12 protein-coding genes are annotated in these 14239 nt (G+C 71.2%); 8 read left to right on the top strand and 4 right to left on the bottom strand.

Features of this window, described 5'->3' with window-relative positions:
• The first annotated feature begins 235 nt into the window (after window positions 1-235).
• Both ACQEXA_RS31630 and ACQEXA_RS31625 read left to right on the top strand, forming a co-directional pair.
• Entirely contained in the window at window positions 236-937 is a 702-nt protein-coding gene (locus tag ACQEXA_RS31630; protein WP_432929198.1) for a DUF4232 domain-containing protein, read from the top strand.
• Window positions 938-1098: 161 nt separating this feature from the next.
• Window positions 1099-1608 carry a hypothetical protein gene (locus tag ACQEXA_RS31625; protein WP_432929200.1) on the top strand — a complete coding sequence of 170 codons (510 nt, stop codon included), beginning with the start codon at window positions 1099-1101 and terminating at the stop codon, window positions 1606-1608.
• A 147-nt stretch (window positions 1609-1755) separates the two neighbouring features.
• On the opposite strand, the gene ACQEXA_RS31620 is transcribed toward ACQEXA_RS31625, so the two are convergent.
• Entirely contained in the window at window positions 1756-2334 is a 579-nt protein-coding gene (locus tag ACQEXA_RS31620; RefSeq protein ID WP_432929202.1) for a hypothetical protein, read from the bottom strand.
• A gap of 307 nt (window positions 2335-2641) precedes the next feature.
• Here ACQEXA_RS31620 and ACQEXA_RS31615 point away from each other — a divergent pair, with 307 nt between their 5' ends.
• On the top strand, window positions 2642-3175 hold the full coding sequence (locus ACQEXA_RS31615; protein WP_433131766.1) for a SigE family RNA polymerase sigma factor: 534 nt from the start codon (window positions 2642-2644) through the stop codon (window positions 3173-3175).
• A gap of 9 nt (window positions 3176-3184) precedes the next feature.
• Entirely contained in the window at window positions 3185-4051 is an 867-nt protein-coding gene (locus tag ACQEXA_RS31610; RefSeq protein WP_432929206.1) for a hypothetical protein, read from the top strand.
• A 114-nt stretch (window positions 4052-4165) separates the two neighbouring features.
• On the opposite strand, the gene ACQEXA_RS31605 is transcribed toward ACQEXA_RS31610, so the two are convergent.
• Both ACQEXA_RS31605 and ACQEXA_RS31600 read right to left on the bottom strand, forming a co-directional pair.
• Window positions 4166-5698, bottom strand: a complete 1533-nt coding sequence (locus ACQEXA_RS31605) for a PH domain-containing protein (protein WP_433131764.1) — start codon at window positions 5696-5698, stop codon at window positions 4166-4168.
• Window positions 5699-6431: 733 nt separating this feature from the next.
• Window positions 6432-8873: an N-acetylmuramoyl-L-alanine amidase gene (locus ACQEXA_RS31600; RefSeq protein WP_433131763.1), complete on the bottom strand. Its 2442-nt coding sequence runs from the start codon at window positions 8871-8873 to the stop codon at window positions 6432-6434.
• Window positions 8874-9275: 402 nt separating this feature from the next.
• Between ACQEXA_RS31600 and ACQEXA_RS31595 the strand changes: the two genes are divergently transcribed.
• From ACQEXA_RS31595 to ACQEXA_RS31580, 4 genes are all read left to right on the top strand, one after another.
• Entirely contained in the window at window positions 9276-9542 is a 267-nt protein-coding gene (locus tag ACQEXA_RS31595) for a hypothetical protein (RefSeq protein WP_433131761.1), read from the top strand.
• 210 nt (window positions 9543-9752) lie between these two features.
• Window positions 9753-10640 (top strand): slipin family protein, encoded by an 888-nt coding sequence (locus tag ACQEXA_RS31590; protein WP_432929213.1) that lies wholly within the window; start codon window positions 9753-9755, stop codon window positions 10638-10640.
• A gap of 80 nt (window positions 10641-10720) precedes the next feature.
• A complete protein-coding gene (locus ACQEXA_RS31585; RefSeq protein WP_432929215.1) occupies window positions 10721-11230 on the top strand; it encodes a glutathione peroxidase in 510 nt (169 codons plus the stop codon).
• A gap of 96 nt (window positions 11231-11326) precedes the next feature.
• On the top strand, window positions 11327-12184 hold the full coding sequence (locus tag ACQEXA_RS31580) for a MerR family transcriptional regulator (protein WP_433131759.1): 858 nt from the start codon (window positions 11327-11329) through the stop codon (window positions 12182-12184).
• 26 nt (window positions 12185-12210) lie between these two features.
• Here ACQEXA_RS31580 and ACQEXA_RS31575 read toward each other — a convergent pair whose 3' ends face one another.
• Window positions 12211-14211 (bottom strand): MFS transporter, encoded by a 2001-nt coding sequence (locus ACQEXA_RS31575; protein WP_432929219.1) that lies wholly within the window; start codon window positions 14209-14211, stop codon window positions 12211-12213.
• Window positions 14212-14239: the final 28 nt, after the last annotated feature.

Raw genomic sequence — 14239 nt, 5'->3', positions numbered from 1 at the left:
TCCGGACCCGCCGACTGCGTGGCTTCCTCACGTGTCCAGTGCTGCTGCCTGCCGCCAAGAGGCGCTGGCCTGACCACGTGTCACGGGCTCGTGACACTCCTCGTGACAGACGTGACACACCCGCGACGGGCCCGTGACAGCGATCTTCGAACTTCCCCGCAGAGGGCCACATCACATGGAGTGTCCGGCAAAAGAGCCGGACCGAAGACCGGACCACGAATCCCTGGGGGACCCCATGTCGAACCGTCGTGCGAACCTTCGCCTCCGCAAGAGCGCCGTGGCCCTGACGGGCGCCGCCGTCCTGATGGCCCTGCTCACCGCCTGCAACGGCGACGGCACCCCGCCGAAGGCCGTCTCCGGCAACGCCGCCCCCGCACCCGGCGACTCCGCCACCAAGGACACCACCACGGGAGGCGGCACCGCCTCCGCACCGTCGGCGGCCTCCACCGGTTCGGCCGGCTCCACGGGGAGCAAGGGCGGCGCCACCGGCACCGGCACCGGCACGGCGGCCAGTGGCTCGGTACCCGCCTGCCAGGCCTCCCAGCTCGGCTACGCCTGGGCGGGCACCAAGACGGCCCCTTCCGGGGGCAGCGGCCAGATGCAGGCCACCGTGGCGCTCACCAACAAGAGTGGGCACGCCTGCTCGATGTACGGCTTCCCGGGCGTCGACCTGGTCAACAGCGGTGAGCAGTGGTCGCTGATGCGCGAGGGCACCGCCCCGCACAAGGTCACCGTGTCGAGCGGGGCGTCCGCCCACTTCACCATCACCTATCTGGTCTCGCAGAGCGGTGACTCCGGCGCGTTCAGTCCGACCACGGTGGTCATCACCGCACCGAACCAGCGCACCTCCTACGACCTGCCCTGGCGGTTCGGCGCCGTCCTGAAGCAGGACGGCGCGACCCACCCGGGGACGTTCATCGGTCCGGTCGGCGAGTGACGCGTTCCCGCACGCAGCCCGGGAAAGCGCCGGGTCACCGGCCCTGACCTCACGAAAGCCTTGGTGAGTACGGGACTTGAACCCGCGCCGACTCGCGCCACGATCGGCCCGGCAGTTGATGCGGGGCACAACTTTTGCGCCCGCTGAGGAGTCGTACGGGCATGATCGACATGCGCGCACGGCACACCTTCGGTGCATCCATACTCGTCGTGACCCTGGCCTCGTTCCTGCTCTCCTGCTCGGGCAGCCCGGCTGAAACGTCGAGCGACGGGCAGACTCCCGGCCACGGTGTCCGCAGCACAGCATCGGCCACCGCGACCGAGGAGCCGACCCCCGAGAGCACGGGCGAACCGTCTCCGGGCGTCGAGAAGGTCCGCGATGTGTTCGCCCGGCTTCAGGCCACCTACAACGACGGATGCACGACCCCGGGCAACTGCGAATACTTCCTGGGCCGCGTGCGCGACGAACTCAGCAGCCTCGACGAGGCGATGAAAGCGGACCCCCAGGGTGCCGGACACTTCGCTAAACCCCTCGCATGGATCGCGAGACTGCGGGCCAAACTGGGCGACGACACCTCCTTCGCGAGCCTCAAGAGGCACCAGGGCCTGCTCACCGGAACGCGCGACAAGATCAACTCATGGATGCAGGGCCACCCGGAGGACTACCGATGACACCCAGGCCGCGAGAGCGCTGAAGGCCGCCGCACGCCCGGGACGGCCTTCAGGGACGGCAGCGTGCCGATCTGCGTGCCCGATCCCGCCGCACGCCCGCCGGACGCACCCGTGCCGGTGACATTCACCAGAGGTCCGGCAGGGCACTCATAAACCGGACGGCTCCGGCTCGGCTCCCCGCTCCGGGCGCGGTGCCGACCCACCAGGTGGGCAGTCGCGCTGGTCCTGCGGCCCAGCGGGCGTCGCCGTCGGCGGCTGCGCGTATCCCTGTTCGGTCACGCAAGGGTCGAACGTCGGCTCGCCCGGGCTGAAGGGGTCGGCCGGGAGGGCCCTGTTCGCGGCGCCCCCGCGGTGGCCGGCGGACTCGGTCGGCGACGGTTTGGCGGTGGCGTCCTTGCCGTTCATGCCGTTCGTACCATCCTTGCCGTTCGTACCATCCTTGCCGCCCGTACCGTCCCTGCCTTCCCGCCCGTCCCGGCCGTCCTGACCTTCCCTGCCGTCTCTCCCTTCCCTCCCGTCCTTCCCGTCCTTCCCGTCCTTGCCTTCCAACCCGCGGGGGCCTTCGGGACCGGAGGGGCCGGGCGGACCAGAGGGGCCGGGCCTCGTGTGAAGATCGTCGATCTGCATCTGCTGGGCGACGAGCGAAGCCGACTGCAGGACGAGCACGGCGATCAGTGCTCCACCGAGCACGAGGTGAAGACGCGGTCTTCCCGGTCTCTCGTTCACGTTGCTCACCTGACCCCTCGCTGTGTGACGGCGTCAGAGTAAGTGACGAGGAGTCATATACAGCGGACAGACTCGACGGGGTCCGTCGCCGGGATGACTGCGAAGGTCCCGAGTCCGTGATCGCTGCGGGCCGGTCGCGGCGACGCCCGATGCCCACCGCCCCTGGGGCCCCGAGGACACCGTCCGCCGTTGCGAGCCGGGGCACGCGTGGACGAGGGCGAATCCGGTTTCAACCTTTAGGGTGCGGCAGCGCTCTGAAGAGGGGTGACAGGACAGGGCCGTAGACAGAGCCTGGAAAGGAGTGCAGATGCCGGAGAACGGCCGGAGCTCCGAAGCGCCACAGGTGTCCCAGGCGCCCGAGAGCTTCGAGGCCTTCGCACTGGCGAGCCAGAGACGGTTGTACCGGACCGCGTACCTGCTGTGCGGGGACCCGGACACCGCCCGGGACCTGACGCAGACCACGCTCGCCAAGCTGTTCCAGCACTGGCGCCGGGCGAGTACCGCCGACCACATCGAGGCTTATGCCAGGACCGTGCTGGCCCGCACCTATCTGGCCGAGCGCCGGCGCCGGCTGCGGGACCTGCTGGCGCACGCTCGTCCCGGTCCCCGGCCCGCCCCCGACCGCACCGATCTGCGCGTGACGCTGATGTCGGCACTCGCCGGGCTGCCGCCCAGGGCGCGGGCCATGGTCGTGCTGCGGTACTGGGAGGACCAGAGCGTCGAGTCCGTCGCCGAACTGTTGAAGTGCAGCGAGTCCACGGTCAAGAGCCAGTGCTCACGCTCCCTTGCCAAGCTGCGCGCCCAACTGGGCGAGGCCCACATCTACGCCACGGGGAGCTGAGGAACCGCCATGACAGCCAACATGTCCGAAGAAGACCGCCGCAGCGCCCTGCTGGTCAGGGATGAGATGGAGCGTACGGTGGCGGAACTCCCGCCCTCGCTCGACCTGGTGCCCGCCGCGATCGCCCAGGGCCGACGCCGCAAGGCGCGCGCCCGTCTCGCGCTGGCCGCCGGGATCGCCTGTGTGGCCGGGGCGGTGGTGTTCGGTTCCCTGACGCTGCCGGCCGGGGGCGGCACCCCGACGACCGTCCGTCCCGCGACGAGCGCCACACCCTCGCCGCACGAGTCGGTCAAGGAGCCGGAGCCCTACCGCACGCCGGTCCATGTCGAGCCCACGAGCGACGACGAACGGGCGATGGCCCAACTGCCGCCCGCCGAGCGGAAACGGCGCGCGCGGTTCCAGCAACAGGCGGCAGTCCTCCTCGACGAACTGCTGCCGGACACCGTCGGCCTGATCCGGCCTGTCGACCTCGCCGTGTCGCGGTATCAGGCCGAGACCAAGGACGGGAAGGTCTTCCCCGTCATCTTCTCCGTACGGCCCTCCGGCGACGGTTCCGGCGCGCGGCCCTGCCTCTCGGCTGCTCTTGCCGTGAAGGGCGGAAGCTGTGCGCAAGCCATCCTGCCGGGCGGCATCACGGCGACCTCGCTCAGCACGGTCGCCGACTCGACCGGGACCACGGCCACCGAGGTCCATTTCTCCTACGGGCACAGTGACGTCGCGCTCGAAGTCGTCCCGGACGCGAAAGCCAGGGCCTCCGCTCCCGTCACCAACGAGGAACTTCTGGCGGCCGTCGCCGACTCCAGGTTCCTGGAGCTGGTGCGGTACGCCGACGAGCACCCGATGGAGAAGAAGCAGATCTCCATCGTGGGCGGCTGAAGAGCCGGTGGCGGTGCCGAGTAGGGGCGGTACTGAGGTGAGTGGGCCCTTGCCGGATCGGGAAGGGCCCACCGACGCTCTACGCCTCAGCCGTCATCGCTCGTGCCGCGCTGTTCACTGAGCCGGGGCAGGGCGCAGCTCGCGGATGATGCGGGTCAGGTCTGCGGGGGCGGCCGCGAGGCGGACCGGCTCGCCCGCGTCGTCGAGTTCGGCGATGTGCCAGCTGCTGGGGACGATGTCGCCCTCGCTGCCGCGGGCGCGTCGCACGTTCTTGACGGTGAGCCGCTCCACCGGAATCCGCTTCGCCGCGAACCGGCCCGGACCGGAGTGGGGGATCACCGCGGGGGAGCCGTCGCCGAGGACTATGTGGGTGCCGAAGCCGTGCGGGTTGTAGTCGGTGTGCTCCAGGAAGCGCGCGGCCAGGAGCACCTCGTGCTCTTCCTTGACGGGCCGGGCGGCCGCCGTGACCGCTTCGGGCGCACGGATCCGGGTGGCTCGCCAGGCCCACACGAAGAAGGCCAGTGAGACCAGTGAGCCGGCGGCCTCCCAGCCGATCGCCACGTGCGAGGAGAGCAACGTCGTGGGGTGGAGGTAGCACAGGGGCAGCAGCCACAGGGCGGTACCGGCGAGGGCGCCCGCGAACGGGAGGGCCGACGGAAGGACCTCGTCGTCGGGCAGTCGGCGCCCGCGCAGGCGCAGCAGCACCAGGGCTCCTGGGCAGCCCGCGGCGAGGGCCAGCACGGCGGCGAGGACGGACATGTCCCCGGGGGCAGGGACATGCCTGTTCCACACGTGGCCCGCTCCGGCGACCTTCATCACATGGTGGCGCCATACGGTCAGTTCGACGGCGTCTCCGGCCTGGAAGTCCTGGGCCGCCTCGTAGGAGACCTCCAGGCGCTCCAGCGGCCTGCCGTCGGTGAAGTACAGCCAGCTGTACTTCTTGGGGCGGTGGGCCTCGGTCCGGGCGATCCTGGCCGGAATGGTCGTCAGGCACTCGCCGCGCTGCGCGGCGGGTGTCGCGGCGGTGCACGGGGTGGCGGACCTCCACTCGTGCTGGTACGACGCGGCGGCCGGCGCGAACCACGCGGACAGGCCCGCGCCGGCGAGCAGCAGCGCGCACAGGCTCAGCGAACCCACCCAGCCGCGCCCGGCGGTGCGGTTCGAGACGACCACCAGGTGGCCCGACTCCGGGGTTCCGTAGCGGCGGTGCAGCGCGCGGAGCGCCTCCACCCGTGCGTCGAAGTCCTGGTCGTCGGGCGACGAGCTGCGCGGCAGCGGAAGGAGCCGCTTGTGCCCGTCCCGCAGCACCAGGATGACGCCGCGGGTCTCCCGGGCGCTGCCGATGTTCTTGTGGTACAAGCGTACGCGGAAATCGGCGATGTCACGCCAGGGAACGCTCCGTCGGTGCAGCAACGTTCGGAAGCGCAGGCCGTACGTGTCGGCGTCGACCCGGGCGGTGACCGCTAAGAGCGACGCGATGCCCACCACCGCAACGGACAGCCCGATGTACACCCACACGTGCGGGACCTCGCCCCAGCGCGCAATGCCCGCCACGGCCAGACCAGCCCCGGCCGCCCCGAGCGCGACGCAGGGCCACAGAACTCCCCTGCTGCGGGGACGGTAGGTCACTTCCGAGCCGGACGTCATGCGCGGAATCCTTTCAACAGCCGGGCGGCAAGGGTGGCGGACGGCTTCGGCCGACGGCGGGACAGCCCCTCGAGCGGAGACCCTCTGGTCGGCGGGCCGGACGAGCGACGACGCTCGGCACACAGAGCTGACCGGCGGTGTTCCGGGCGTCCCCGCCCGGCCTCTGCCGGCGCCGGAGTGCCGCGGCCGGTCGAAGGCCTGGCTCCGTGGTCCAAGGACGCCGGCGTGCGGCGTCGGGAACATGTGGCCGCCTGCGATCCCTCGCAGCGGGTGAGAGGCATCGCGGCCCAAGGCCGAGATCCCGCGGAGGCGCTGTGGGACAAAGACGCCCCGGCTTCACATCCGGTCCGCCGATACGCGGAACACCGGCCCTCGGGCGCCGAACAGCCCAGGCGCTCCCCCTCAGCCATCGCCCCGCCCCCTACGCCCGTACCCCCGCACGGGCACAGAAGATCCAACGCCGCGCGGCACACAGAATCAACGGGCCGCGGCATCAATACGCCGTCAAGATTCCTCCTGCCGCCCGGCAATCGGGCCACGAGAAGCAGCCGTCGGCGAGAAGCAGGTACAGACCGTCGGCAGCGGCGGCGGTGTCGCCGGCACCGGCATGACGAAAGGGCCAACTCGGGGCGTCTGCCACACGAGTTGGCCCTCACCGTCTTCATCCGGTCAGCCGGTCAGCCGGTCAGCCGGTCAGCCGGTCAGCCGGTCAGCCGGTCAGCCGGTCAGCCGGTCAGCCGATGATCGCGATGCCGTCCGTGGTGATGGCGGGGCGGCCCGAGGTGCCGACCACGACGATCTTCACGGTGTGCTTGCCGGAGCTGGACCAGCTCTTGGTCCAGATCGCCTGCCGGTACTGGGTGGTGGAGGACTTGAGGTCCACGGTGGCGGCCTTGGTGCCGTCGACGTAGACGTACGCCTGGCCGGAAGTGGAAGCCCGCGAGACGATCCAGGCCACCGAGCGCCCGGTGAAGGTCCAGCTGATCGAGGCCTTCGCGGAGGAGGAGCTGTAGGAGTATCCGCCCAGGTAGCTGCTGCTGCTCTTACGGGTCCAGGTGCCGGTCCTGGTGGTGGAGGTCTCCTGGATGATGCTCGGCTTGCGGGTGACGGAGGCGGCGGCGGTGTTGCCGACCGCGTCGTACGCCTTGAGCGCGAACAGGTCGGAGGCGGCGGGCTTGGCGCTGGTCGCCCAGGAGGTGACCGTCGGGCCGAAGGTGGCCGCCGAGGGCGAGGTCGCCACGACCTTGGCCAGCGCCGCGCTGTCCGCGGCCTTCCAGGTCACCGTGACCGGGACCGCGGTGGAGTTGACCGTGCCGGTGCGCACGGTCACGGCGGGAGCACCCGGGAAGGTGGGGGCGGTGGTGTCACCGACCAGGGACATCGCGCCGGACGTCGTGGTCGATCCACGGACGTGGGTGGCCCGTACCTGGACGCTGTGGCTGCCGGAGGCGACCGGGAACGTGGCGGAGCGGGCGGAGCCGGAGGTGTGCGCCACGGTCCTGCCGTCGACCAGGACGTCGAACCCCGAGATCAGCACGGACGGTGTGGAGGTCGTCCAGCTGACCGTGGCCGCGCTCTTGGTGTAGTACTTCGTCCCGGACTTGACCGCTCCGCCGGACATCCCGGTGACGGTGACGGCACTGACCGGACCGGCCGCGTAGGAGCGGATCGTGGACAGGGCCCGGTAGAGCTGATTGCCGGGGCAGTCGGTGGCGAAGCCGTCGCGGTGCCCGGAGATCACGGAGAACCCGTAGGTCTTGCCCAGGGTGAAGCCGGAACTGTCCGCGGAACCCTCGGGCAGTGAGGCGGTACCGGTGGCCGGGTCCACGCCGGTCATGCCGAACTTCCAGGCAGCGATCCGGGCGATGGAGGCCAGCATCGCCGTGCTCGGCGCGGCTCCGGTGTAGGTGGTCTCCGTGGAGTCGCCTCCGCTGAGGTCGGTGTAGGTGCCGATGGCCGCCACACCCATGCTGTTGGTGTTGAACCCGTACGTCTGGGCGCCGACGACGGGCAGTGCCTGCCCGCCGAAGCGGCCCTCGAAGATGGTCCCGCACTTGTCGACCAGGAAGTTGTAACCGAGGTCCCGCCAGCCCTGGCTGAGGTGCGCGGCGTACAGACTGCGCACGATCGACGGCGAGTCCGAGCAGGAGTAGTCGTTGGGGGTGTCGGTGTGGTGGACGAACATCACCTTCACCGCCGAGCCGTACGTCGGGTAGCCCGTCTCCCGGGCGCACTCGTCGGCACCCCAGCCCGCCCTGCTGACCACCGTCGGCGGGGCGACCTTCGAGGTGGTCGCGGCCGGCATCGGGTCGGGCGCCGGCGACGCCGAGGCGGAGGGGCCGGCCGGGCAGGACGGGTACGCCTGGGCGAGCGTCGGGAGCTGGCTCGGCCATGAAGTGGCCGACGCGCTGGGCGAGGTGGAGACGGGGGCGGAGGTCGCGGTGGACGGCGAAGCGGAGCCGGTCGCCGTCGGGCTGCCGGTCGCGACCGAGGGGGACGCGGAGTCCGACGGAGTCGTGGTGTCCGATGCGCTCGGGCTGTCGGTGGCGGTGTCGGTCGGGGAGCCGGTGTCCGTCGGCGTACCGGTGGCGTCGTCCGTCGGAGTGGCGGAGTCACCGGCCGTCGCGTCCACGGCGTAGCCCGCCGGGTCCATCCCGGCGCCCGTGCTGCTCCCGCCACTGCTGGGGGCCTTGCCCGGGTCGATCAGGTCCACCCGCAGCCCGGCGGGCAGCGCGGTCGTCCTGTGCGCGCCGCTCGCGCGGACCTGGATGCCGTCGGACGGCCCGGACCACAGCGGGGACATCCCGCCGCGCACGCCGGGACGGTTCAGTTCGGCGGCGTCGGGGATCTCGTCCGGCTGCTGCATCTCCAGCCACCGCGTCCACCGGCCGTCGGCGGCGGAACGGGTCCGCACCTCCACCGTGCCGCGCAGTTTGGCGTGGGCACCGGCCCAGGTGACGCCCACCATGCTGAACGGGGCTGTGGACCTGGCCTGCAGCGTCTTGAGCGACGCGTCGGTCCCGGTCAGCGAGAGCGAGTGCACATGCGTCCTGATCGGTGCCTGCGCGGCCGACGCTCCGGCGCCACCGCCCGGCCCGGTCAGCGCGACGGCCACCGCCGCCACGGTGCCTCCGGCGACGACCGCGCCCACCGCCACCCAGGCACGCGTTCTCAACCCGGCAGGACGCGCGCGTCTGCCGCTGTGCTCTCTTCTCATGCCCCACCCTGAAGAAACGTGGCTCCACAGGCCACACGGTGAACGCGGGGGGCCGCTGACGTGGCGCCCGTGGGCCACGCCGGATTCCCCCTGGTCCTGACTACTGCTGCTCGGGGGCACACGACTGTCACAGAAGGTGCCCCATACACCCTGCGCCGCGGAGTTCTCAAATGTCACTGCCGGATGCGGGGCCCGGCGGCGGGCATCGGGGGGCGGCTGAAGTCGGTCGCGTGGCCGCTTATCTGATAGTCCGTCCGGTGGCTTCGGTGGGCCCGGCCGGGAGTGTTGCCCGGGGGCGGACGCTTCGGCGCGTAACCGTTTGAGGACGAATCCTCCCGTCCGCCTTGAAGGAGATCTCCAATGAAGCGCCTAACCACGGCTGTTGCCGCTGTCGGCGTGGCCGGAGTGCTGACGATCGCCCTCCCGTCGAGCGCCCGGGCCACCAGCGGCACATCCCCACACATGAACGCCCATACCGGGCAAACCCTCGGCCCGGCGAACGCGACCGGCGGCATGTGCGTCCAGTGGTCGCCCGGCCAGGCGGCGACAACCCTCCCGGTACCCGCCCTCCCGCCCGGCGCCCCGTGCCGCGTGCCGTCCCCGCGCACGCAACCCGGCCCCTCGTAGGAACACGGCGCTGGTGAGAGCGCCGAGGAAGACGAGGGCGGCCCTCACCGCGACCGCGGCCTTCGGACCGCCCGGGGGCGGCCATGGCGCCTGAGCCCGGCCGTCGGCTTTCTTGACCAATTCCTGACGCTGCTTCCGCATCCGAAGATCCGTGCGTGGATGTCCACTTGGGTGTCACTCTTCGGCACCCTGTGAGGGAAGTGAAGTGCCATGGAAGTCACCGTCGTCGCGGTCGTGGTGATTGCCGTCTTTGCGCTCGTCGTGCTGCGCAGCGGAATGCGGGTGGTCAACCAGGTCGAGCGCGGTGTCGTGTTCCGCTGGGGGAAGGCGCTGCCGCAGCACCGGCAGCCGGGTGTCACGTTCCTGATTCCGTTCGCCGACCGGATGCGGAAGGTCAACGTGCAGGTGGTGACCATGCCGGTGCCCACGCAGGAAGGCATCACCAAGGACAACGTCTCGGTGAAGGTCGACGCCGTCGTGTACTTCCGGGTGACCGACCCGGTGCGGGCCGCCATCGAGGTCCAGGACTACGTCTTCGCCGTCGGACAGGTCGCCCAGTCGTCGCTCCGCTCCATCATCGGCAAGAGCGATCTCGACGATCTGCTCTCCGACCGTGAACGGCTGCACGAAGGGCTCGCTCTGATGATCGACAGCCCGGCCGCCGGGTGGGGCATCCACATCGACCGCGTCGAGATCAAGGACGTACAGCTCCCCGAGTCCCTCAAGCGCTCCATGTCCCGGCAGGCCGAGGCCGAGCGCGAGCGGCGGGCCCGGGTCATCACCGCGGACGGCGAGTTCCAGGCGGCCCAGCAGCTGGCGAACGCGTCGCGCATCATGTCGGACACCCCGGAGGCCATGCAGCTCCGGCTCCTCCAGACGGTCGTGGAGGTCGCCGCGGAGAAGAACTCGACGCTCGTGATGCCGTTCCCGGTGGAACTGCTGCGGTACTTCGACCGGGCGGCCCGCAAGCTCGGGCACGAGGAGGAGCCACAGCACGGCAAGGACACGGCCGCCGCGGTCCAGCGGCCCGCGGACCCGCGTCTGTCGGCACCGGCGGTACCCGCGCCCGGGGACGAGGGCCGGAACACCGGAGCCTGAGCCCGCTGCCGGCGGTCCCGGATCCGCCGGGCCGGGTCCGTTGTCCTGGGTCGTCATGGAGCGGAGTTAGCATCCGCTCCATGACGACTACAGACAACACCGGCAGCCCCCTCCTCGACATCGAGATCGGCGCCCTGCAGGGCGGCTCCGCGAACCTGTCCCAGTACGCCGGCAAGGCCGTCCTCGTGGTGAACGTGGCCTCCAAGTGCGGGCTGACCCCGCAGTACGCGGGCCTGGAGCGCCTGCAGGAGCGGTACGCGCCGCTGGGCTTCACCGTGCTCGGGGTGCCCTGCAACCAGTTCCTCGGGCAGGAGCCGGGAAGCGCCGAGGAGATCGCGGAGTTCTGCTCGGCGACGTACGGCGTGACCTTCCCGATGACCGAGAAGATCGAGGTGAACGGGGAGGGGCGGCACCCCCTCTACGATGGCCTCGTGGGCTTCGCGGACACCGAGGGCCACACCGGGGACATCCGCTGGAACTTCGAGAAGTTCCTGATCGGCAAGGACGGCCGGATCGCCGCCCGCTTCTCGCCGCAGACGGAGCCGGAGTCGGCGGAGATCGTGGCCGCTGTGGAGAAGGCCATCGCCTGACGTCCCGCGTCCCGCCCCTCCTTGACCTTGCCCCTGGGGCAAGCGGGAGCGTCCCCGTCACCGGGCGGAAGGCGCCCGGTGACGGAGGATGACAGGGTGAGGAACGATCTGCTGACCATCGGCGCCTTCGCTGCCCGTGCACGGCTGTCGGCGAAGGCGCTGCGGCTGTACGACCGGCTCGGCCTGCTCGCGCCCGCGTACGTCGACGAGGCCAGCGGCTACCGCTACTACCGGGCCGACCAGGTCGAGCGCGCCCGTCTGGTCGCCCTGCTGCGCCGGCTCGACATGCCGCTCGCTCAGGTGGCCGAAGTGCTCACGGCACGTGAGTCGGACGGTGTACGGGCCTCCGCCATGCTCGCCGGCTACTGGGCCGGCGTGGAGGTGCGGATCGCTGCACAGCGGACCCTCGCCGAGTACCTCCGTGGACGACTGTCGGGGAGGAGCTCCGAGATGTACGGGAAGTTCGAGATCGGGACGGTGGACGTGCCCGAGCAGGTGCTGATCACCGAGACGCGGCACACGCTGGTGGACGAGCTGCCGGCGTGGATCGGGGCGTCACTGGGGCGGCTGGAGGATGCGGCGCGGGGGTGCGGCGGGACGACCGGGGCACCGTTCGTCGTCTACCACGCGGAGGTTTCGCAGGAGAGCGACGGGCCCGCGGAGGCCTGCGTGCCGGTGGCGGACCCGGAGGCCGCGCGGGCCTGGACCGAGGCACAGGGCCGGACGTGGGAGACGAAGGTACGGATCGAGCCCGCACAGCGGCTCGCGTACACGCGCATCACCAAGGCACAGGTGGTGCATCCGCAGATCCTCGCGGCGTTCGAGGCCGTGGAGGCGTGGATCGCGGAGCAGGGGCTGGAGTACGCCGGGCCCTGCCGGGAGGTGTACTTCGCGGACTGGGACGCGGCGGGGCCCGAGGACGCGGTGTGTGACGTGGCGTTCCCAGTGCGGTGAGCCGGGGCCGGAGGAGCTGCGCTCGCTCAGCGCAGTTCCTCCGGGCACGGTGTCCCCCGCGGCAGCTGGTACGGCGCCGCCAGGCGATAGGTACCCGGGTGTGGGGCCACGAGCTCCGTCCACTTGTCCCCTGACGCGTCCGGGACGGTCTCCATCAGACAGCCGTTGACGTTGTCGTACGTCTTCGGCATGCCGTCCGCGCGGTGCTTGGACTCCTCCGTCTCCTGCGGCGGCTTGACGCTCTTGCCCTGCGCGTCGACGAGGCCGAGCCATGGCGAGTACGGGACCCGGATGAGCACCCGGCCCGCCTTCTTCACCTCGATGGTCAGCTCGCCCTGCTCCGCGCGGTCGACGAGGGCCGGCGGATCTGCCAGCGGCGTGGGGTCGGTCACCGCGAACAGCTGCCAATTCGCGTCGCCCCAGATCTGCTTCAGATACGGCATGCCCCGCTGGACGAGTTCCCTCTCGCGCTCGCCGCCGTCGCCGTCCGGCTCCCCCTTCGGCAGCACCACGTAGTGCACCGCCCAGCGCTGCAGCCACGCGTGGTAGTTGGCGGAGTTGAGCGTGTCGTCGTAGAAGAGCGGGTTGCGCTGCATGTCGGCCTGCCGGTTCCAGCCGCGCGCCAGGTTCACGTACGGGGCGAGCGCCGACGCCTCGCGGTGCGAGCGCGCCGGGACCACCTCCACCCGGCCCCTCTCCGCGCCCACCACCTGGAGCTGGTTCACCAGCGGCGCCAGCTCGCGCGCCCAGGACGCCGCAGGCGTCGTGTGCACGATGTCGTCGACCGTCTTGAATCCGATCCAGCCGGCGAAACCGACGAGCGCGAGGACGACGGCGTACCACTTCCGGCTGCGCGGCACGGCGAACGGCAGCGCCGCGACCAGCGCCACCCCCGCGAACAGCATCGCGAGCCTGGTGATGTTGGAGCCGATCTGCGAGCTGATCACCCAGACCAGCAGGACGGAGAGCCCGTACACCGCCGACGTGATCCGTAGCGTCTTCCACTCCTTCGGGACCAGGAGGGAGACCAGGACCGCATAGAGGAAGGGCAGGAGCGCGGACGCCCACGTCATGGGCTGGGTGCCGGAGAAGGGGAAGAGCCAGGCCGACACGGCGACCACGACGGTCGGTGCCAGACCCAGCGCCCACGCTCCCGGGCGCCGCCTCTCCAGGAACAGCGCCACCGCGACCAGTCCGAGGAAGAGGCCGGCCACCGGGGACGACATGGTGGCCAGGGCGGCCAGCGCCGCGGCGCACAGCGCCTTCGCCCAGCGTTTGTACCGCCACCGGTGAGGCCAGCAGAAGACGGCCGCCGTCGCACCCAGCGCGAACATCGTGCCCAGCCCGAACGTCACACGCCCCGAGATGGCGTTGCAGAGCAGCCCGAACACTCCGGCCAGGGCCGGCCACCACGGCTCGCGGACCGCACGGCTGCGGATGAGGATCAGCGTCAGCAGCCCGGCCGAGATCGTCCCGGCGACCATCATCGTCGTACGGACGCCGAGGACCGACATCAGATACGGCGACACCACGCTGTACGACACCGGGTGCATGCCGCCGTACCAGGCGAGGTTGTACGCCGAGTCCGGATGCCGGCCCACGAACTCCGCCCACGCGTCCTGCGCGGCGAGGTCGCCTCCGCTGTTCGCGAAGGTGAAGAACCAGACGAGGTGAAGCACTCCGGCGAGCACCGTGACCGTCAGGGCGGGATGGCGGCGGGCCAGATCCGCCGGCCCGGACGACCTCATCCGGGCGAGCAGAGCGCGCAGCCGCGAGGCCGGCGCCGTACCGCCTGCCGGCGGTTCGGGGCCGTCTTCGGGTGCCGTGCCCGATGCGGGAGGGCGGGGGCCGTCGCCGGAGGCCGTGTTCGCGGAACGCGCCCTGGTGCCGTCAGCCGCGGCCGGGGCGGCGGACCGGCGCATCCCGTCGGCATCGGAGGCGCCCGGTGGTATTCGCGGGCCCGCTGCCCCGCCCGGAGGACGGCCCGGATCGCCGTCGTCGGCGTGTGTCGGCTCCGCTGTGGCCACCTGAAGGCACTCCCCGTGTCCCGTCTTC

Origin of the sequence: Streptomyces sp. CA-106110, from assembly GCF_050936285.1 — a bacterium.
GTDB lineage: Bacteria > Actinomycetota > Actinomycetes > Streptomycetales > Streptomycetaceae > Streptomyces.
Note: the sequence above shows the minus strand (reverse complement) of the source record. Positions and strands in the feature narration are given on the sequence as shown.

What these genes read in the sequence shown, in the direction of transcription:
- ACQEXA_RS31630 (WP_432929198.1), top strand. Translation starts at nt 236, where the DNA reads ATGTCGAACCGTCGTGCGAACCTTCGCCTCCGCAAGAGCGCCGTGGCC.
- ACQEXA_RS31625 (WP_432929200.1), top strand. Translation starts at nt 1,099, where the DNA reads ATGATCGACATGCGCGCACGGCACACCTTCGGTGCATCCATACTCGTC.
- ACQEXA_RS31615 (WP_433131766.1), top strand. Translation starts at nt 2,642, where the DNA reads ATGCCGGAGAACGGCCGGAGCTCCGAAGCGCCACAGGTGTCCCAGGCG.
- ACQEXA_RS31610 (WP_432929206.1), top strand. Translation starts at nt 3,185, where the DNA reads ATGACAGCCAACATGTCCGAAGAAGACCGCCGCAGCGCCCTGCTGGTC.
- ACQEXA_RS31605 (WP_433131764.1), bottom strand. Translation starts at nt 5,698, where the DNA reads ATGACGTCCGGCTCGGAAGTGACCTACCGTCCCCGCAGCAGGGGAGTT.
- ACQEXA_RS31595 (WP_433131761.1), top strand. Translation starts at nt 9,276, where the DNA reads ATGAAGCGCCTAACCACGGCTGTTGCCGCTGTCGGCGTGGCCGGAGTG.
- ACQEXA_RS31590 (WP_432929213.1), top strand. Translation starts at nt 9,753, where the DNA reads ATGGAAGTCACCGTCGTCGCGGTCGTGGTGATTGCCGTCTTTGCGCTC.
- ACQEXA_RS31585 (WP_432929215.1), top strand. Translation starts at nt 10,721, where the DNA reads ATGACGACTACAGACAACACCGGCAGCCCCCTCCTCGACATCGAGATC.